Here is a 17,705-nt window from a genome sequence, read left to right on the forward strand (position 1 = left end):
AAGGCGGCCTACTTCGTTCAATGCGTATTGCTAATCATCGCTTGATGCGTTCAGGCAGGTTGAAAATAATGGTCAGACCCTTGGGGAGAGGTTCAGGAGGCGGGAGCCGCACTCCGCTCCTCTGGGTTCGCACTATGGCGTTCTGGGCGGAGTTGTCAAAATACTTGTTTCCAGAGCTTTTTATAAGCTTGTATGCTACAATTTCTCCGTCTGGCGAGACATTCACATCTATTGTGCAAGCCATGGTTTCATCCTTTGGTGATGAAAATGCCCAATACTGGCGCACAGTCTCCATAAAACTGTGTATATAATTTTCCATTGGCGACATTTTTCTAGTTATTGCAATAGAATATTCCTCTATTGGCGTATATTCAAGATGTTGATTTGAATTTTTTGTGCAGGAACATATAAGCAGTAGAGTTAAGGCAATAAGGAATAAGAGCTTTTTATTATGCGCACGCATTTGAATTTTTCCATAAACCAGGGTTACAAAGAAATTATTTGCCAAGGAACACACATCCCTCTTTATCAGCCTATGCCTCTCGCTCATTTTTCGATAGCCCCCGCAATAGCCCAAGCTTGTTGGGCGTTTCATGCATCCCCTTAACTTTACAGAAAAATAGACGCTGTCGCACATCGCAGGCATCTACGCGTTATGCGCAATAAAATACTTAGTTAGTAGGTATTAAATGATATATGTCCATTTTTATTGACATAATTAGTGCAGTTAAAAATTAGCTGTGGTAGTACGCAAATAATACCATCTTACTATGATATCGGCGCGCAATGATTGTGGCTGGTCGTAGTAGGGAAACCTTTTTATGGCGCACTGCTATATATTTTATTTTGGGGTTAATTGCATGAAAAAATTGCTTATTCTTGGTGCTGGCGCTGGCGGAACCATGATCGCCACGAAAATGAGAAAGCTCTTGAGTGAAAGAGAATGGGAAATAACGCTGATTGACCGGGATCCCGTCCATCACTATCAGCCCGGTTGGCTCCTGATTCCGTTCGGGGTTGATACGCCGCAGGGTTGCGTTCGTCCCAAAAAGGATTTTATCAGCCGCGGAGTTAACTTCGTGATTGATACGATCACCGCTGTTGATCCTATTCAGCGCAAGGTCGAATGCAAAAACAGCACGCACACCTATGACTGGATTGTTGTTGCCTCTGGCGCGAGGATCGCTCCTGATGAAGTGCCCGGTCTTCTGGACGACTGGGGCGGCAAAATCCACAACTTCTACACCCATGACGGCGCTGCGGCGCTTGGCAACAAGCTGAAGCACTTCAAGAAGGGTCGTCTTGTTCTCCATATTTGCGAAACCCCCATCAAGTGCCCGGTTGCGCCTCTGGAATTTGTGTACATGGCCGACTGGTATCTGCAAAAAATGGGCGTGCGCAAAGATGTGGAAATTGAGCTTGTCACGCCGCTTACGGGTGCTTTTACCAAGCCTGTGGCCAACAACATCCTTGGCGCGCTGTGCGAACAGAAGGGCATCAAGGTCACCACAAACTGGACTGTGGACAGCGTGGAAGCCGACCGCGCCGTGATCGCTTCCGTCACGGGCGATGAAATCCCCTACGACCTGCTGGTGAGCATTCCCCCGAACCTTGGGCAGGAATTCCTTATTGAATCTGAAGTCTCCGACGTGACCGGCTTTATTGATACGGACAAGGAACTGCTGAAGTCCAAGAAGTTCGAGAACATGTATATCATCGGCGACGCAACAAACGTCCCCGCGTCAAAAGCCGGGTCTGTGGCCCACTTTGAAGCGGACGTGATCGCCCAGAACCTGATGGCCGACATTGAAGGCACCGACAACTATTACAGGTTTGACGGCCATACCAACTGCTTTATCGTCACAGGCTTTGAAAAAGCCTCGCTGATCGACTTCAGCTACGCTGTGGAACCCCTGCCGGGCATGTTCCCGCTGCCTGGCGTTGGCCCCTTTGAGCTGCTGGGCGAAAGCCACATCAACTATTGGGGTAAGCTCATGTTCAAGTGGGTGTATTACAACCTCATGCTGAAAGGTCATGAGCTCCCGTTTGAACCCAATATGTATCTTGCAGGGAAAGATACCTCCTTGCTGAGAAGCAAGTAGACCGGAGGGATCATATGACACCTGAAGATAAAATTCTTGAGCGGCTGGAAGCCATTGAAGGAAGGCTCAGCGACCTTCAAGCGAGCAAGGAAAGCAGCAGCATGCTGCTGAGCGAGCTGACGCCCATTGGTAACCATGCCTTTCGCCTTATTGTTGAAGAGATGGAAACCCTCAACGGCAGGGTTACGCTTGACGACATTCTGGATCTGGGCCGAAAGGGTTTGCTGACTGTTCCCAGGCTTACGTGGCTGCTCGACCAGCTCGAGAACGCCACCGACCTGTGGAAGATTCTGCACCCTGCGTTTGCGCCGACTTTTCCGCACATTATCGAAAAGATGGGCGAGTGGGAAAAGGATGGCGTGTTTGAAAAGATGTCTGCATTCAAAAACGCCGGCGGCAACCTGCTTGGCTCCATGAGCCCGGAAGACATTGCCAAAACAGGCGAAGGCCTGGCCTTTTTGATCAGCCAGTTGCAGCGCCTTGCCGACCCCGACCTGCAAGCCAAGATCACGAACCTGATCGGCATGCTGGGCGAGATCGACACGGCCAACGTGAAGCCCACGGGCGTCTTTGGCCTTATTGGGGCGCTTGGCAGCGCGGAAGGCAAACAGACTCTGGGACTGCTTGCCGAACTGATAAAAGTAGCAGGAAAGTTCACGGGCCAGAACGCGTCCAAATAACCGAGAGGTTATCTGAACGCGTTCCCCGGAACTGTTCGTTTATAAATGCAAACGTCCGCCGAAGTTGTGCAACTCCGGCGGACGTTTGCGTGAACTGTTCTTGGCGTGTCACCTCAAACAAAATTAAAATAATTTACTTCAACAATACTTTTCGCCTGAGTGACCCCGCTTCATGTTTTGATGTCACCTGCCATTTGAAAGCCAAGTTATGCGCAAAGTGGTATGGGATTCACAGCGAGCAGTATAGATGCGTAAAAAAGGCATAGCTGACAGCGGCTGTGCAACCTGCTATTGTCGCCCCAAGAAAAATTATGCGTAATCATCTGACCCGCCAACAACTCGAAGGCCTGACCCTGTGCTGGGAACAGTGGGAGGCCGAGGCCGCAACACGCACGCAAAAAACCATGCGTGCGCGTCTGCACCTGATTTTTTTGCTGATGCGCTACGGCGGCTTGCGGCTGGGCGAAGTGCTGGCGCTGGAGCTTCGTTCCTCCATAGACACCGTCACTGGCATGCTGCGCGTTTCTGGCTCCAACGCGCGCGAAATTCTGCTGCCAGTGAGCGCCATGCGCAACATCCGGCGCATTCTTGGTCTGCCGCAGGCGGCGGAGCCTGATTTTTTGCAGTTTGACCAGAGCTTTCTGCGCAAGAAATTTTACGCAGTGGGCAGCTTGATGGGCCTGCCTTCTGCCTGCGTTGGGCCTCGCGCCATACGTTATTCGCGCGGGCTTGAATTGCTGGAACTGCATGTGCCCGTGCCGTTGGTACTCAAATTTCTTGGGCAGCAGGATGCTGACCAACTGCTGGCCTTTCTGAACTTTTCTGACGGCGAGGTGCGCAAACTGCTGACCACGCAGGCTCAAGGAAAAGACACCTCGGCAAGCGCCTGCCACGGCGGCGAGGCCGATGACGGAACCAATCTTTTTTGGGGCATTGTTACCCGCATATTTACCGGCATGCGCAAGGTGTATGTGGAGATAACCACTTTTTCTGATTTCAGGCTCGCGGCGGCCTGCACACCGGAAGAAGCCGCCCTGCATGAAGTGCACGAAAATCAGGTGCTGAGCGTGCGGGTAGACCCAGAGCGCATAGTTTTAAGCCCTGAAAAATCGTCCATGAGTCTTGCCAACTGCGTCAAGGGCGTGGTGGACAGTCTGCACTCTGACATGGTGGAAACCTTTGTCTGCGTTGGCTTGCCAGACGGCACAACCCTGCGGGCCACGGTAGACACCTGCACGCTGGACAACATGCATCTGCGTGACGGCAAAAAGGTGTATGCCCATTTTGCCTCCAGCGCCGTTCGGCTGGTGGCCGAGTAGTTTTTTCAGATATTGCTGCGGCCCGTATGAAGCTGGTTTGTTGCCTCCCTGTTTTGGCCTTCTTTTGCAATCTTTTATGTCCCGCTTTTTCATGATAGCGTGATTAAAGTCGCGCTGAACAGAGTTGGTCTATTAAGATTACCTCTTCAAAAGGAGTCTGATCCATGTTCCGTTTACCCCGTTTTCTGCTCCTGGCTTGCGCTGCGGGCTACATGGCCTGCGCCGCGCCAGTTCTGGCCGCCGATACTCTCATGATGGCAACCACCACCAGCACGCAGGATTCCGGCCTGCTCGAATATCTGGAGCCTGTCTTCAAGCAGGAAACCGGCATTGAGCTTAAGTGGGTTGCCGTGGGCACCGGCAAAGCCCTTGAAATCGCCAAAAATTGCGATGCCGACGTGCTGCTGGTGCATGCGCCTTCGGCTGAGCTTGAATTCGTCAAGGCCGGGCATGGCGTGGACCGCCGTCAGGTCATGTACAATGACTTTGTGATCGTTGGCCCCGTGGCTGACCCCGCTGGCGTGAAAGGGCAGACCACTGCCGAGGCGCTGAAGCGTATTCTGGATACCAAGTCGGGCTTTGTGAGCCGTGGCGACCAGTCCGGCACGCACAAGGCGGAGCAGAAGTTGTGGCAGCAGAGCAATATTGTGCCTGACAAGGATCCCAAATATTTTTCTGCGGGGCAGGGCATGATCTCTACCCTGAACATGGCTGCAGAAAAGCAGGCCTACGCCCTCACAGACCGTGGAACCTGGATCACCTTTGCCGACAAGATGGGCGATAAAAATCCGCTGGCTATCGTGGTTGAAGGCGACAAGGCCCTGTTCAACCAGTACAGCGTCATCACGGTCAATCCCGCCCAGTGCCCCAAGGTCAAGACCGATCTGGCCAAGAAGTTTGAAGACTGGTGGGTTGCCCCGGCCACCCAGCAGAAGATCGCCGGGTACATGCTCAAGGGGAAACAGCTTTTCTTCCCCAATGCCAACAAGTAGCGCACCCCGGTAGCGCAGGCATGTAACACGCATTCGCCCGAGGCCAGTGGTGTGCCCCGGCTTCGGGCGAATGCTGTTTTGACCAGCAACGAGCGGCAGCAATGGATTATCTCATCAACGGCTTCAGCAGTGCCTTGTATCTGCTCACGCATATGGATGCGGCCACGCTTTCGGCCATTTACGCAACCATTGCGTCTACCTGCTACGCCATGGCGGCAGCCTTGCTGCTGGGGGTGCCGCTGGGTTTTCTGCTTGGGCATTGCTCCTTTCCCGGCAAAAGGGCGCTGCGGCTGATTTCAGATACCTTGCTGGCCTTTCCCACAGTGCTGATCGGCCTGCTGGTCTACGCCTTTATCACCGCGCGCGGCCCCCTTGGCGAATACGGTCTGCTGTTTACGCTTCCGGGTATGGCCATCGGGCAGGCGGTACTGGCCCTGCCCATAGTGATTTCGTGGACAGCACAGGCGCTTGAAGACCTTGATCCCCGCTGCCGCGAAACCCTGCTTACGCTGGGTGCCAACGGCAGGCAGCTTGCCATGTACGCGCTGTGGGAGTGCCGTTACGCCGTGGGCATGGTGTGCGTTACGGCCTTTGGTCGCGTCATTACAGAAGTGGGCGTGGCCATGATGCTTGGGGGCAACATCCGTTATGCCACCCGCACCATGACAACGGCCATTGCCCTTGAAACCAGCAAGGGCGATTTTGCCCAGGGTATTGCCCTTGGCCTTGTGCTGCTGCTCATGGCCTTTGTGGTCAATCTGGCGCTTGCATTTTTCAGGCGCAGAGGGCGGGCATGAGCGCCAATTTGTATGAAGCCCGCAACCTTGTGCAGCGCTACAATGGGCGAGAGGCGCTCAGTGTGCAGTATCTTTCTATTGAAGAGGGTGAGGCCGTATTCCTCACCGGCCCCAATGGCTGCGGCAAATCGACCCTGTTGCGGCTGCTGGCCTTTCTGGAGCACCCGGCTGCTGGCGAGCTGCGCTATGCCGGTGGTGCGGAAGGGCGCAAGGAGGCAACCCTGCTTTTGCAGGATCCCTACCTGTTGCACATGAGCGTTTTCAACAATGTGGTGCTTGGGCTGAAGTTCCGCAACCAGACGGCTGACCTGCGGCAGACTTTTGAACGCTGCATGCAGGCCGCAGGTTTTGGCGATCCCTGGAATTTTGCGGATCGCGGCCCGCGCGAACTCTCTGGCGGAGAACGCCAGCGGGTTGCCCTGGCATCGCGCCTGGCCCTGCGGCCCAGAGTGCTGCTGCTCGATGAACCAACAGCCAATGTGGATGCCGCAAGCGCACGGGCTATTGCCCTGGCAGTAAGGAACAGCACGGCAGAAGGCATGACTGTTGTCTGCGCCACACATGATCCGGCTCTTTTGCGCGCCCTTGATGCAAGGGAAATCAAACTTGGCGCAGCGTGGGACATGGACGCCCGCGTTTCGTCATCATAGATCCTGCCTGCATTATCCCGGTTCCCGCTTACAGCATTTCCCCTTATTCCTCCGTATTGCACAAAAACTCCCCTTTCCTCCCCAACTTTTCCTCTTGCGGGAGAAAAGCGAGACGTTTTTTTTGCCCGCTTGCACTTTTTTTTCTCGCAATGGTATCGAAGGATAAACACAAACAGGCGTAGATGCGCCTTGTTTAAGGAGGCTCCATGTTCCGTTTTTTGCGCGTCAATATGGCAACCAAGACCTGTGTTTTTGAAGAAATCCCTCAAGAATACGCTGGCCTTGGCGGCCGTGCGTTGACTTCTACCATCGTTGCGCGTGAGGTGCCGCCCACCTGTACGCCCATTGGCCCCCACAACAAGCTTGTTTTTGCTCCCGGCCTGCTGGGCGCCACCAATAGCCCCAACGCCAACCGTATTTCCGTGGGCTGCAAAAGCCCGCTGACCGAAGGCATCAAGGAATCCAACGCGGGCGGTCAGCCCGGCGGTCACTTGGCCCGTTTGGGCATTCTGGCTGTTATTGTGGAAGACATGGCCAAGGAAGGCGAGTGGTGGCAGCTTGAAGTGAGCAAGGACCACGCCAAGCTGATTCCCGCCGAAGTGGCCGGAATGAACAACTTTGATGCCGTGGCCAAGCTGGTGGAAAAGTACGGCAAGGATTGCAGCTACATCACCATTGGCCGTGCGGGCGAATTCAAGCTCACTGCGGCTTCCATTGCCTGCACCGACCGAGAACTGCGCCCCATGCGCCATGCCGGGCGCGGCGGCGTTGGAGCGGTAATGGGTTCCAAGGGCCTCAAGGCCATCATTGTGAATCCCGAAGGCGGCAAGAGCCAGCCTCTGGCAGACGAAAAGGCTTTTCGTGAGGCTTCCAAGCGCTTCGCCACGGCGCTTTCCGAACACCCCATCACCAGCAAGGGGCTTGCCGAATACGGCACCGCCGTGCTCGTCAACATCCTGCACGAGGCGGGCGGCCTGCCCACCGCCAACTTTACTGTTGGGCAGTTTGACAAGCATGAGGCTGTTTCGGGCGAACTTTTGAACCAGCTCACCAAGGAACGCGGCGGCGAGGGCATAGTTGCCCACGGCTGCATGAGCGGCTGCATGATCCGTTGCAGCGGCATTTTGCCCGACAAAAAGGGCAAGTTCCAGAGCAAGTGGCCCGAATACGAAACCCTCTGGTGTTTCGGCCCCCACTCCGGCATTGGCGACCTTGATGCCATCTCCAAGTACGACTACATGTGCGATGATATCGGCGTTGACACCATCGACGTGGGCGTTGCCGTGGGCGTTGCCATGGCTGGCGGAGGTATCCCCTACGGAGATACCAAGGCTGTGCTTGATGTCATGAACGGCATCAGCGAGGGCTCTCCGCTTGGTCGTATTGTTGGTTGCGGCGCGGCCACCACGGGCCGGGTGTTTGGCGTGCGGCGCGTGCCTGCGGTCAAGGGCCAGAGCCTGCCCGCATATGATCCCCGTGCGGTCAAGGGCCAGGGCGTCACCTACGCCACCTCGCCCATGGGCGCGGACCACACCGCCGGTTACGCGGTGACGGCCAACATCCTTAACTGCGGCGGTACGGTTGACCCCCTTAAGAAGGACGGTCAGATCGAGCTTTCACGCAATCTCCAGGTGGCTACCGCCTCTGTGGATTCCGTGGGCCTGTGCCTGTTCACGGCATTTGCCATCCTTGACGTGCCGGATGCCTTGCCCGCCATTGTGGACATGCTCAATGCCAAGTTTGGCTGGAAGCTCACCGGCGATGACGTTGTGACGTTGGGCCAGCGCATTCTTTCCACAGAAATCGACTTCAACCGCCGCGCGGGTATCACCCAGGCTGCGGACGTGCTGCCCGATTTCTTCACTGACGAAAAGCTGCCCCCGCACAACACCACTTTCGACATCACCCACGAAGAACTCAAGACGGTCTTCAACTGGATTGAGGAAAAGAAGTAGGGTCGCCCTTATTGGTCTCCGCTCCGGCTGGCTCGGAGCGGAGACCCGAAATTTTGTTTTACGGCGGTGCCATAGCGCGCCCCGGCTGGCTTGACTGTTTTCGGACAGGGCGGGCATAACTGGACAAGATCTCATGAGGTCAAGGAGCGTCCATGAAACTGACCGTTAAGCTGAGCACCACCCTGCGTGACTACGTGCCGGACTACGTGCCGGAAACAGGCCTGCAGGTGGAAATGCCGGAAGGAAGCACTGTGGCCCAGTTGGCGCAACATCTGGGTTTGCCGCCGCAAGACATAAAAATTGTCATGGTCAACGGACGCCAGCAGAAGGTGAGCGATCCCATGCGCGACGGAGACCGTATTGCCTATTTTCCGGCTGTCGGAGGAGGCTAGGCCCGTTGACCATGACAATATCTGATCTGCATCAGTTCTTCCGCCCCTATATCCGGGCAAGATACCCCACAAAATCTGCTGGCGACGCGCAGGAAACACTGTTCGTGAGCCTTGAGGGCTTGCGCCTTTGGGCTGCGTCCCAGGCTCTGACGTTACGTGCTGCCATGATTTATCTGTTGGGGCAGAACATCTGGCCGGAGCGCTTTCGCCGGAATTTCGGGCTGGTCACAGCGGAGGAAATGACGCGGCTGCTGCAAAGCCGTGCCCTAGTGCTGGGCTGCGGCGGTCTGGGGGGACATGTGGCCGAGCTGCTGGCCCGCTCCGGCGTGGGCAGGATCCGGCTGGTGGATAACGATGTGTTTGACGAGAGCAATCTCAACCGCCAACGATTCTGCTCCGAGCGTATGCTGGGGCAGCGCAAGGTCTGCGTAGTGCGCAATGCCCTGGCGGATATTGCCAGCCACGTGGAAACAGAAGCTCTTGGATTAGTAGCAGATGCGGACAATCTGCCCGATCTTGTGGCTGGTATGGACGTGGCTCTGGACTGTCTGGACAACATCAGCGCCAAAACAGCTCTGGAGCGGGCAGCCCTTGCTGCTGGCGTGCCCTTTGTTCACGGTTCCGTACTGCGCGAAGAAGGCTTTTGCTACGCCAACTCAGGCCCGCAGGCGCGTCTTGAGGAGCTTTACCCGCAGGGGCAGAGCAACAGCGAGCTTGAGCATGCAAGGCGCGAAGGCGTTGGGGCGCTGGCCCCGGCTTCGGTTGCCTGCCTCATGGCAAAGCTGGCTCTGCGGGCCATTTTGAGCCGCACCGCCAGCAGCGCGCTGTTCCACCTTGACCTCTCCGTGCCGGAAATGGAGCGTTTTGACTGGGCGGGCAAGACCTAGCCGTTCATTCCATTTTCTTCCTATTTTCCGGAGTATTCCCAGATAATCTGCCCGGTTTTTTCCGTGCCGTAACCGCCCATGCCCTCCACTGTCTGGTGGAATGCTTCGCTGCGGATAACATCCAGCAGGGCCTGAACCGCATCCCCATCAAAAAAACGCCGGGGAATGACCAGATCATATTCCTCAACACCAATGGGCGTGAATGGCAGGCCCAGCGCGTTGGCTGCCGCCCGCACGGCAAGCCCGGCATCCACCCGGCCGGAAAGCACAGCCGCAGCGACGTTCATGTGGGTATATTCCTCGTCGCGGTAGCCGTTGATGCTTGTGGGCGCGATGCCAAGGCAACTCAGGCGGTAATCAAGCAGCACGCGGGTTCCGCTGCCGCGCTGGCGGTTGATGAAGCGTACCCCCGGCTTGGCGAGGTCTTCAATGCTGTTGATGCCAAGGGGGTTGCCGGGCGCGGTCAGAATTCCCTGTTCCCTGTCCACCAGACGCAGTAGCACGGTGGGCTCTTCCAGATTATCCTCAATGGCCTTGCGGTTGTACACTCCGCTTGCCGGGTCGAGCAGATGGCTGCCCGCCAGATGGCATTGCCCGCGCTTGAGCGCCATGATGCCGCCCAGCGAACCCACATGGGCCGAGGTGAGCCGGTACTGCGGATGCGCCTTGCGCAGCATGCTGTCCAGCAGGTCAAGCGTGTTGTCGTGACTGCCGATGGCAAGCAGTGCGCCCGCAAGGGCCGTGGCGGGGCGCAGCAGTTCAACTGTAACGGGTTCCCCGGCATTGCAGCCTTCGCTGTCGCGTGGAATGCGAATGATGCCGTCGGCCCGGCTGAGGCTGGTTATGGTGCCCGCGCCGCGCGGCAGGGGCACGGCCACAACCGTATCACCCACGCAGCCCAGTTTGACCCGCAGTCTTTCTTCCATGCCGGGGCGCGAGGGCAGGGGATTGCAGGGAACCGCAGTGATCTTCTGCCGTTCGCTCATGGCTCGTTTCTGCCACAGGGCCAGCAAGGGCAGAACAAATTCTTCCATGGATATGCCAGCAGAAACCGGATACCCCGGCACACCCACCACGGGCTTGCCGTTGACCACCGCCAGCACCGTGGGTTTGCCCGGCATGACTGAAATGCCGTGCGTCACCACAGTGCCCATCTGCCCGAGCACATGGGCCGTAAAGTCGTGGCTGCCAGCCGAAGACCCGGCGTTGAGAATGACCATATCGGCAGTTGCAATGGCGCTGGCAATGGCGGCCCGTATGGCTTCAGGATCGTCAGGAACCACAGGCAGGGTGGCGGCTTCGCCCCCGGCCTCCGTGATCATGGCCGAAAAAATCAGTGAATTGAATTCGGGCAGCACACGGCCTGCGCGCAGGTCCTCCTCACGCGCATCCACCAGCGGCACAATTTCCGACCCGCTGGGGATGATGGAAACGCGGGGGCGGCGGAATACTGGTACTTCAAGCGCGCCGCCAGCCGCCAGCGCGCCAAGGTCGTAGGGGCCAATGCACGTGCCGGGCGGCAGGATGATCTCTGTAGCCACCATGTCTTCACCCATTTTGCGCACGTGCTGCCAGGGGAAGGCGGCCTTTTCAATGACGGCCCACTGCGATTCGCCCTGAGAATCCTTTTCGGTCTCGGTATTGATGTTCTCCATCATGACTACGGCATTGCAGCCCTGCGGCAAGGGGTGGCCGGTATTGATCCAGTGGGCCTGCTCGCCGATTTTGAGGCGCAAGGGGGTGCGGGCAGAGGCGGTGAATGTATCCTCCGCATGTACGGCGATGCCGTCCATTGCCGCGCCGTGAAATGCCGGGGATGAGCGCAGGGCAGCCACGGGCCTGCTGAGCACGCGGCGCAGGGCCTGCGCCAGAGGGATGCGTTCTTCGCCAAGGGCGAAGGCTTTGGCGTCAAGGCATGAAAACCAGTTGGCGCGGGCTTCTTCCGGGGGCAGCAGGGTCAGATAGGTGTTGCGCTTCAAGATAATTCTCCCAGCAATAGTGCCAGACGCATACTGGTCTAGCGAAAAAGTTCCACCATTACGGTGTCGCCCGCATCGTAGCCTTCGCGATTTTCAGGGCAGACCATGAGGCCGTCTGCCGCAGCAATGCCTGAAATAAGGCCCGATGCGCCCATGATGGGTTCCGCCTCGTACAGCGGTTGCAGGGTTTGGCTTGACTGCGTTTGCGTGGGGGGCTGGCTGGGCAGGGGGCGCAGTTTCACGCGCAGATAGTCGCGCCTGCCCTGTGCAGAAGCAACAGACCGTGCAAGCACTGCGGGAACCTGCGGTTGTTTTGCGGAATCGGCACGCCCCTGCAGATGCTCCAGCAAGGGAGCAAGAAATACGCGGGCGCAGACAAGCGCGCTGGCGACATGACCGGGCAGGCCCACAAGGCAGACTGTGCGCCCGTTTACTATGGCTTTGGCCAGAATAAAGGGTTTGCCGGGGCTGATGGCAACTCCGTGCACAAGTAACTGAGCCTGAGGCAGGGACTCAAAAATCTCCACGGTGTGATCGCGCATGCCCGCAGAGGAGCCGCCGGAAACCACCACCACGTCATGCATCTCTGCAAGTTGGGTTACGGCTGTTTTGAGCTTGGCGGCGTCATCGTTGACAATCCCGGCTCTCACGGCCTGCGCGCCAGCCTCGCGGCAGAGGGCTGCAATGCTGTGGGCGTTGATGTCGCGGATTTTGCCCGGCGGCGGAGTCGCGGAACTGGGGACAACCTCGTCGCCCGTGGAGAGCACGGCAACCAGCGGTTTGCGGCGCACCTCCACCTCCACCACGCCAAAAGCCGCCAGCAGGCCAATATCCTGTGGGCGCAGGCGGTGCCCGGCTTGCAGCAGCAAAGACCCTGCGGTTGCGTCATCATCGCGAAAAATAACATTGTCGCCCGGAGCCTGACTGCGGGTAATCTCAATGAGGTTGCCTCCCGCAGGGCGGGAGTATTCAACCATCACCACGCAATCCGCACCCTGTGGCAGCATGCCCCCGGTGAGAATGCGCGCGGCCTGTCCTTCTTCGAGCTTGATATCCGGCACTTCGCCCATGCGGCAGTCGGCCACGCATTCCACCAGAGCGGGGTTGCCCTCCTGCGCGCCAAAAACATCGCGGGCGCGGCAGGCAAAACCATCAACGGTGGAGCGGTCAAATCCCGGCAGGTCTTCTGTTGCCGAAAAGCATTGGGCAAGTCCGCGACCAAGGGCATCGTCCAGCTGGACGCGCTCTTCACCCAAAAGGGGAAAGGCCCGAATATGCTCAAGCACCGATTCAACTGATTGCAATGTCAAAAAAGGCTTCACCCGGCCCTCCGGTTCATGTGCGCGACGGTATGAAATCTATGGTAATACTGGCGCAAACGGGGGTAAAGGGCAATACGATTTGCGCAAGGGATGGTAAGTGCGCAGAAGCGGTCTGTGGATGGTCATCAATCATTCCGTGATTGATTGGTCTCCCTCGCTTGCGCGGCAGGAGAGATGGTTAGGGAAATGGCACTTTGTTTTGGTGGATCAGACCAAGACCAGGGGCAGGAAATAAATGCTCAGTCATTGTTTGCCGTCATCTCGGCTTAGAGCGTGAATGCCTGGAATATCGGGGCATGGGCAACATGCCCGCCAAGTGCATTAAATATTTCACTGACGGCCGCATCAGCCTGTAGCTTTGCAGTATCTAAAACAAGGTGCTCTCTGTCCCAAGGCTCATATTTTCGGTTAACTACACTTTGCCAATCGGGCAGAACAAGGCCGGGAATGTCTGGCGACCGGCCTTCGACCCTTTCCCTATGTTGCTCCGTATCCGAGCAGATGATTTCAACTTTCAGATAATCAACGCCCTCTTGAACAGCGACATCCCGCCATGCGTCACGGGTAATTCGTAATGGATTCACTGAGTCTGCCACAACCGAAAGCCCTAGACGTAGATTGTCCGCAGCCAAAGCGTAGCCGGTAATATACCCAGCTGGACCTAAATCCCACTGACTTTTTGCCAACCCGGAACGAACAAACGCCAGTTCCAAACTGTCTATGCGTATGTATGCGGCGGAAAGTTTTTGAGCGACCTTGCGCGCTATTGTAGTTTTGCCTGTTCCCGGCAGACCGCAGAATATCAACAGCATTTTTTGTCCTTGTCGTTGAAGTGCCTGGGCGCTACCCAGGCAAATGCGTTATTCACGGGCAAGTGACGCAGTATTCACTTCAAGCAACGCCCGCTTTTTTGTGGGGGCAGTTTCCACAAAACGCAAAGTCCGCCGAAGTTGTGCAACTTCGGCGGACTTTGTCTGAACAGTTCTTGGTGGGCCCACCAGGACTTGAACCTGGGACGGGCCGGTTATGAGCCGGAGGCTCTACCAACTGAGCTATAGGCCCCAAGGAGGGGAAATATAGCTGCAAGGCTGGCTTCGGTCAAGTGCGTGTATTGGGTGGTTTTTGGCGTGCAGCTCCGGCACGTCGCCAAACCAGCCCCTACTACATGGCGTTGCCTGCTTCCAACAAGGAAATCTGCTCGTCCATGGCCTTTTTCAGCGGGGCGGGCAGGCCCATGATGTCCACGTTCAAAAAGCCCCGCACAATGGTGGCGGCGGCTTCGTCTTCGTCCAGACCGCGCGCCATGAGGTATTCAATTTCCTCCTGCGCGATCTTGCCCACCGCGGCCTCGTGCGAAAGCTCCACGCCGTCCTGGTTGCTGTCCAGCTCGGGGATGGCGTGCATGCGCCCGCCGCCAAGAATCAGCCCCTTGCATTCAAGGTGCCCCTTGGCGGGAGCGGCGGAAGCGCCGATAAAGCCCCGGTTGATGACCGTGCCGCCCGTGGTGACAACGCGCGAGATGATTTCGCCGCGCGTATCGGGGGCCGCAAGGTCGATGCGGTTGCCGCAGTCCACATAGGAGCCTGTGGGGGCCACCACAACAGAGTTGAAGCGGGCCACTGCTCCGGCTCCAGCCAGAGTCATGGTGGGGTACATTTGCAGGTCGCCCACAGGCTTGAGCAGAATGTAGTTGTTCTGGAACTCGCCCCCGGCTTCCACAATCCCGGCAGAACGGGGGCGCACCGTCGTGCTGCTGCCCCAGTTGTGAATCATGGTAAAGGTCAGCTTGCCGCCTTTTTCCACATAATACTCGGTGACGCCCAGATGGGCGGCATCGTTGGCATCGTGCGCAGTGGCGCAACCGCCAAGAATGTGCAGCTCGGCGCCTTCTTCAACAATCACGATATTGTGGATGCTCTGGCCCGCGCCGTGCCCCTTGATGAACATGCAGGACTGCACGGGCTGGGCGATTTTGACGCCCTTGCGCGCCCGCACAAAGTAGCCGCCGTTGCAGTGCTCCTGCGCCATGCGCGTGAACTCGTCCTTTTCAGGATTCAGCAGCTTCCAGTAATACTGGGGCAGGCCGTCGAACTTTTTCAGCGCCGTGCGGATGTCCATGAGGTCGAGCCCCTCATGGCGCGTTTCGCAGTGCACGCCCGCGTGGTTGAGCTGCATGAACGCGCCGCTGGCGGTGCTGTCGTTCACATCGATGCCAGCCAGCACCAGACGTTCCTGATCTTCGCGGGGCAGGGCTGCGAGGTTTTCAATGGGTGCGGCGTTTTCGCCGCCGCTGAACTGAAAGCGGGAAAGATTGACAGAACTCATTTAAGGGGCGCCTCCGCAATTTTGCCAAGCATGTCGCCGGTGAGGCAGCGCAGACATTCCTGATAGCCATGGGTAGCGATGTGATCCAGAATTTCGCGGGGCCGCGCCTCGCAGCACAGCTTGCCCTGATACATGACCTGCCCGCGGTGGGCATTGACGTATTCGAGAATATGGCCGGTGTGGGTGATGATAAGACCGCTGGTGGAGCGCACCTTTTCACGCTGCCGCAGCGTGGCGCAACATCGGTCGGGCGTGCCGTCAAGCAGGTAGCGCACGGTTTTGCCCACAAGCGCCATGTTTTCAAGGTCAACGCCGGATTCCGGCTCGTCAAAGAGCAGCAGATCGGGCTTTTGGGCCATGAGTTGCAGCAGTTCGGAGCGCTTGATTTCGCCGCCGGAAAAGCCCGCGTTCACATCGCGCTTGAGAAAATGGTCAAAATGCACCTTGCGGGCCATGTCTTCTATATCCATCTTGCGCCCGCGCCCGCACAGTTCCACCAGCTTGCCCGTGGGCAGGCCATGAATGGTGGGGGGCCGCTGAAACGACATACCGATGCCAAGGCGCGCACGCTCGTACATGGGCGCGTGGGTAATGTCTGTGCCTTTGTAGATAATCTGGCCCTGCGTAACCTCATACCCCGCAAAGCCCATGAGGGTCATGAGCAGGGTGGTTTTGCCGGAGCCGTTGGGGCCAAAAAGAATGAATGTTTCGCCTGGACAGATGTGCAGATCAATGCCCTTGAGCACGGGCGTGCCCTTGACCGAAACGTGCAGGTCACGGATTTCAAGCATCTTCTTCTCCGGTTTCGCCCAGATACTCCAGCACATCGTAATGCACGTGATCCAGAATATGGGTCAGCCTGGAGACGCATTCCTCGCCCACGGCGCTGCCAATCAGGCTGACAATAAAGTTCGCGCGCTTGGAATTGACCAGCGCTTCATAGCCAGGATCAGCGGAATACGGAATGGCCCGAATGGAATCGCTGAATTCCTGGAGTTTTGCTTCATCGAGATATTTGATGGGCTGGGGCTCGTTGTCGAGATAGGCGATGCCGTCCCGCAGCTCCAGCATGATCGGTTTGCCACGCAGATAAGCGATGCACACTTCCATGGTAATCCCCTTGGTTTTGTGATGCCGCATAGTGGCAAACTTGCCACCCCCTGTCCAGAGATGCGGCGCATTCAGCTGCCTGTCTTTATTGGAGCGTGGCGAGGTGTAGCGGCGCTGTTCAAATGCTGGCGCGCCTTTGCCGGATATGCGGCATATGTCAGATATGGTAAAAATGTACAGGCAAGATCACGCTACACTGCACGGCAGCAGGGTTTAGTTCCCCACTGCCGCGCAGCAGTGCCTGACGGGCAAGAATTATCTGTGCCGGGGCGTCATGCTGAACCCTCAGGCAAGGCCAAACCTCAGCGCGGCATAGCCTACCACCTTGCGGGTATCGCCCGATGCCGTGGCTGAAGTGTCGTACAGGCACAGTTCCGCCCACGGTTCGCCCAGGGCGCGGGCGGCAAACAGGGCCAGGGCCATGGGGGCCGCCCCGCACATGGTGATTTTTTCACGCTGCACCATGGTGAGCAGACCTTCCGGGTCGCAGGCCAGCGCCTGCGAAAGGGCGAAGGCGTCCTTGCGCATGGTGGTTTCTTGGTCTTCGTAATGGTTCATGTCGGAGCTGACGATGATGCCGATCCGTTCGCCCTTGCTTTCGTACTGGCGGATGACCTCCGCCAGCGCAAGCCCCGCATCCTGCAGGGCCTTGTGCTGCATGGTGCCCACGCACACAGGGGTGATGCGGCGGGTCGCGCCGGGCGTTCCCTGCGGCGGCATGCATTGCAGAAAAGGCAGCAGGACTTCTATGGAATGCTCGCCAAGGTGCGAGTGCAGGTCAGGCGTAAAACCGCCCTTGCCGCACAGGCTGGCGGCCAGTTCCGCATCCACGTCAACACTGCCCAGCGGGGTACGCCACGTGCCATCCGGCCACACGCCGAGGGGCGCGCCTCTGCCCGTGTGGTTGGGGCAGAGCAGCACGAGCCGCTCCGGCAGGCTGGCTCCGGCTGTCGTTTTGTTCCAGGGGCTCATGAGCGCGGCCCCAAGCACCTTACCGCAGTATACATAGCCAGCATGGGGAAGCATAAGGCCGCACAGGCTTGCGGACGCCTTGCGCTTTGCGTCAATGGGCGCAGTTGCCGACAAGGCTTTTCCAGCCGTGAGGTATGACCTGATTTCCTTTTGCAGCTCACCGGGCGAAGCGGGATAGAAACGCCCGGCTGCGACTGGTTCACGTTCGGGCATGAGTACTCCT

General features: G+C 57.6%; 17 protein-coding genes and 1 tRNA gene. 9 read left to right on the forward strand and 9 right to left on the reverse strand.

The window, feature by feature from the left end; genetic code table 11:
- Positions 1-34 precede the first annotated feature (34 nt).
- Positions 35-595 carry an energy transducer TonB gene (locus ACUZ9P_RS07435; RefSeq protein ID WP_449249236.1) on the reverse strand — a complete coding sequence of 187 codons (561 nt, stop codon included), beginning with the start codon at positions 593-595 and terminating at the stop codon, positions 35-37.
- A 265-nt stretch (positions 596-860) separates the two neighbouring features.
- On the opposite strand from ACUZ9P_RS07435, the gene sqr reads away from it, so the two are divergent.
- The 9 genes from sqr to ACUZ9P_RS07480 all read left to right on the forward strand — a co-directional run bounded on the left by sqr (position 861) and on the right by ACUZ9P_RS07480 (position 9,774).
- Positions 861-2,102 (forward strand): type III sulfide quinone reductase, selenoprotein subtype, encoded by a 1,242-nt coding sequence (gene sqr / locus ACUZ9P_RS07440; RefSeq protein WP_027180675.1) that lies wholly within the window; start codon positions 861-863, stop codon positions 2,100-2,102.
- 14 nt (positions 2,103-2,116) lie between these two features.
- Positions 2,117-2,782, forward strand: coding sequence for a DUF1641 domain-containing protein (locus ACUZ9P_RS07445; RefSeq protein WP_298995688.1), 666 nt, complete (start codon positions 2,117-2,119; stop codon positions 2,780-2,782).
- A 311-nt stretch (positions 2,783-3,093) separates the two neighbouring features.
- Positions 3,094-4,101, forward strand: a complete 1,008-nt coding sequence (locus tag ACUZ9P_RS07450) for a TOBE domain-containing protein (protein ID WP_449249237.1) — start codon at positions 3,094-3,096, stop codon at positions 4,099-4,101.
- Between the two features lie 164 nt (positions 4,102-4,265).
- On the forward strand, positions 4,266-5,093 hold the full coding sequence (locus ACUZ9P_RS07455) for a substrate-binding domain-containing protein (RefSeq protein ID WP_449249238.1): 828 nt from the start codon (positions 4,266-4,268) through the stop codon (positions 5,091-5,093).
- A gap of 101 nt (positions 5,094-5,194) precedes the next feature.
- Positions 5,195-5,890 (forward strand): ABC transporter permease, encoded by a 696-nt coding sequence (locus ACUZ9P_RS07460; protein ID WP_298995697.1) that lies wholly within the window; start codon positions 5,195-5,197, stop codon positions 5,888-5,890.
- Positions 5,887-6,540, forward strand: a complete 654-nt coding sequence (locus tag ACUZ9P_RS07465) for an ABC transporter ATP-binding protein (RefSeq protein WP_449249239.1) — start codon at positions 5,887-5,889, stop codon at positions 6,538-6,540. Before ACUZ9P_RS07460 ends, ACUZ9P_RS07465 begins: the two co-directional genes overlap by 4 nt.
- Before the next feature lie 206 nt (positions 6,541-6,746).
- Complete coding sequence (locus ACUZ9P_RS07470) at positions 6,747-8,495, forward strand: aldehyde ferredoxin oxidoreductase C-terminal domain-containing protein (RefSeq protein WP_449249240.1); 1,749 nt, start codon at positions 6,747-6,749, stop codon at positions 8,493-8,495.
- A gap of 152 nt (positions 8,496-8,647) precedes the next feature.
- On the forward strand, positions 8,648-8,887 hold the full coding sequence (locus ACUZ9P_RS07475) for a MoaD/ThiS family protein (RefSeq protein WP_449249241.1): 240 nt from the start codon (positions 8,648-8,650) through the stop codon (positions 8,885-8,887).
- Between the two features lie 11 nt (positions 8,888-8,898).
- Positions 8,899-9,774, forward strand: coding sequence for a HesA/MoeB/ThiF family protein (locus ACUZ9P_RS07480; protein WP_449249242.1), 876 nt, complete (start codon positions 8,899-8,901; stop codon positions 9,772-9,774).
- A gap of 20 nt (positions 9,775-9,794) precedes the next feature.
- Here the strand turns inward: ACUZ9P_RS07480 and ACUZ9P_RS07485 are convergent, their stop codons facing one another.
- The 8 genes from ACUZ9P_RS07485 to amrB form a co-directional block, all read right to left on the reverse strand.
- Positions 9,795-11,753, reverse strand: coding sequence for a molybdopterin biosynthesis protein (locus ACUZ9P_RS07485; protein WP_449249243.1), 1,959 nt, complete (start codon positions 11,751-11,753; stop codon positions 9,795-9,797).
- Positions 11,754-11,791: 38 nt separating this feature from the next.
- Positions 11,792-13,075: a molybdopterin molybdotransferase MoeA gene (locus tag ACUZ9P_RS07490; protein ID WP_449249244.1), complete on the reverse strand. Its 1,284-nt coding sequence runs from the start codon at positions 13,073-13,075 to the stop codon at positions 11,792-11,794.
- Between the two features lie 266 nt (positions 13,076-13,341).
- Complete coding sequence (locus tag ACUZ9P_RS07495; RefSeq protein ID WP_449249245.1) at positions 13,342-13,887, reverse strand: AAA family ATPase; 546 nt, start codon at positions 13,885-13,887, stop codon at positions 13,342-13,344.
- Between the two features lie 174 nt (positions 13,888-14,061).
- Positions 14,062-14,137: transfer RNA gene (locus tag ACUZ9P_RS07500), tRNA-Ile, on the reverse strand.
- A gap of 99 nt (positions 14,138-14,236) precedes the next feature.
- Entirely contained in the window at positions 14,237-15,400 is a 1,164-nt protein-coding gene (locus ACUZ9P_RS07505; RefSeq protein WP_298995713.1) for a SufB/SufD family protein, read from the reverse strand.
- On the reverse strand, positions 15,397-16,191 hold the full coding sequence (locus tag ACUZ9P_RS07510) for an ABC transporter ATP-binding protein (protein WP_449249246.1): 795 nt from the start codon (positions 16,189-16,191) through the stop codon (positions 15,397-15,399). The genes ACUZ9P_RS07505 and ACUZ9P_RS07510 overlap by 4 nt, the downstream gene beginning before the upstream one ends.
- Positions 16,184-16,510, reverse strand: coding sequence for a hypothetical protein (locus tag ACUZ9P_RS07515; RefSeq protein ID WP_022657962.1), 327 nt, complete (start codon positions 16,508-16,510; stop codon positions 16,184-16,186). The genes ACUZ9P_RS07510 and ACUZ9P_RS07515 overlap by 8 nt, the downstream gene beginning before the upstream one ends.
- Positions 16,511-16,795: 285 nt before the next feature.
- Positions 16,796-17,695 (reverse strand): AmmeMemoRadiSam system protein B, encoded by a 900-nt coding sequence (amrB, locus tag ACUZ9P_RS07520; RefSeq protein ID WP_209818791.1) that lies wholly within the window; start codon positions 17,693-17,695, stop codon positions 16,796-16,798.
- Positions 17,696-17,705 lie beyond the last annotated feature (10 nt).

This window comes from Desulfovibrio intestinivivus (assembly GCF_053570665.1).

Coding starts and splice junctions, on each gene's coding strand:
- ACUZ9P_RS07435 (WP_449249236.1), bottom strand. CDS start 595: ATGAAACGCCCAACAAGCTTGGGCTATTGCGGGGGCTATCGAAAAATG.
- sqr (WP_027180675.1), top strand. CDS start 861: ATGAAAAAATTGCTTATTCTTGGTGCTGGCGCTGGCGGAACCATGATC.
- ACUZ9P_RS07445 (WP_298995688.1), top strand. CDS start 2,117: ATGACACCTGAAGATAAAATTCTTGAGCGGCTGGAAGCCATTGAAGGA.
- ACUZ9P_RS07450 (WP_449249237.1), top strand. CDS start 3,094: ATGCGTAATCATCTGACCCGCCAACAACTCGAAGGCCTGACCCTGTGC.
- ACUZ9P_RS07455 (WP_449249238.1), top strand. CDS start 4,266: ATGTTCCGTTTACCCCGTTTTCTGCTCCTGGCTTGCGCTGCGGGCTAC.
- ACUZ9P_RS07460 (WP_298995697.1), top strand. CDS start 5,195: ATGGATTATCTCATCAACGGCTTCAGCAGTGCCTTGTATCTGCTCACG.
- ACUZ9P_RS07465 (WP_449249239.1), top strand. CDS start 5,887: ATGAGCGCCAATTTGTATGAAGCCCGCAACCTTGTGCAGCGCTACAAT.
- ACUZ9P_RS07470 (WP_449249240.1), top strand. CDS start 6,747: ATGTTCCGTTTTTTGCGCGTCAATATGGCAACCAAGACCTGTGTTTTT.
- ACUZ9P_RS07475 (WP_449249241.1), top strand. CDS start 8,648: ATGAAACTGACCGTTAAGCTGAGCACCACCCTGCGTGACTACGTGCCG.
- ACUZ9P_RS07480 (WP_449249242.1), top strand. CDS start 8,899: ATGACAATATCTGATCTGCATCAGTTCTTCCGCCCCTATATCCGGGCA.
- ACUZ9P_RS07495 (WP_449249245.1), bottom strand. CDS start 13,887: ATGCTGTTGATATTCTGCGGTCTGCCGGGAACAGGCAAAACTACAATA.
- ACUZ9P_RS07505 (WP_298995713.1), bottom strand. CDS start 15,400: ATGAGTTCTGTCAATCTTTCCCGCTTTCAGTTCAGCGGCGGCGAAAAC.
- ACUZ9P_RS07510 (WP_449249246.1), bottom strand. CDS start 16,191: ATGCTTGAAATCCGTGACCTGCACGTTTCGGTCAAGGGCACGCCCGTG.
- ACUZ9P_RS07515 (WP_022657962.1), bottom strand. CDS start 16,510: ATGGAAGTGTGCATCGCTTATCTGCGTGGCAAACCGATCATGCTGGAG.
- amrB (WP_209818791.1), bottom strand. CDS start 17,695: ATGCCCGAACGTGAACCAGTCGCAGCCGGGCGTTTCTATCCCGCTTCG.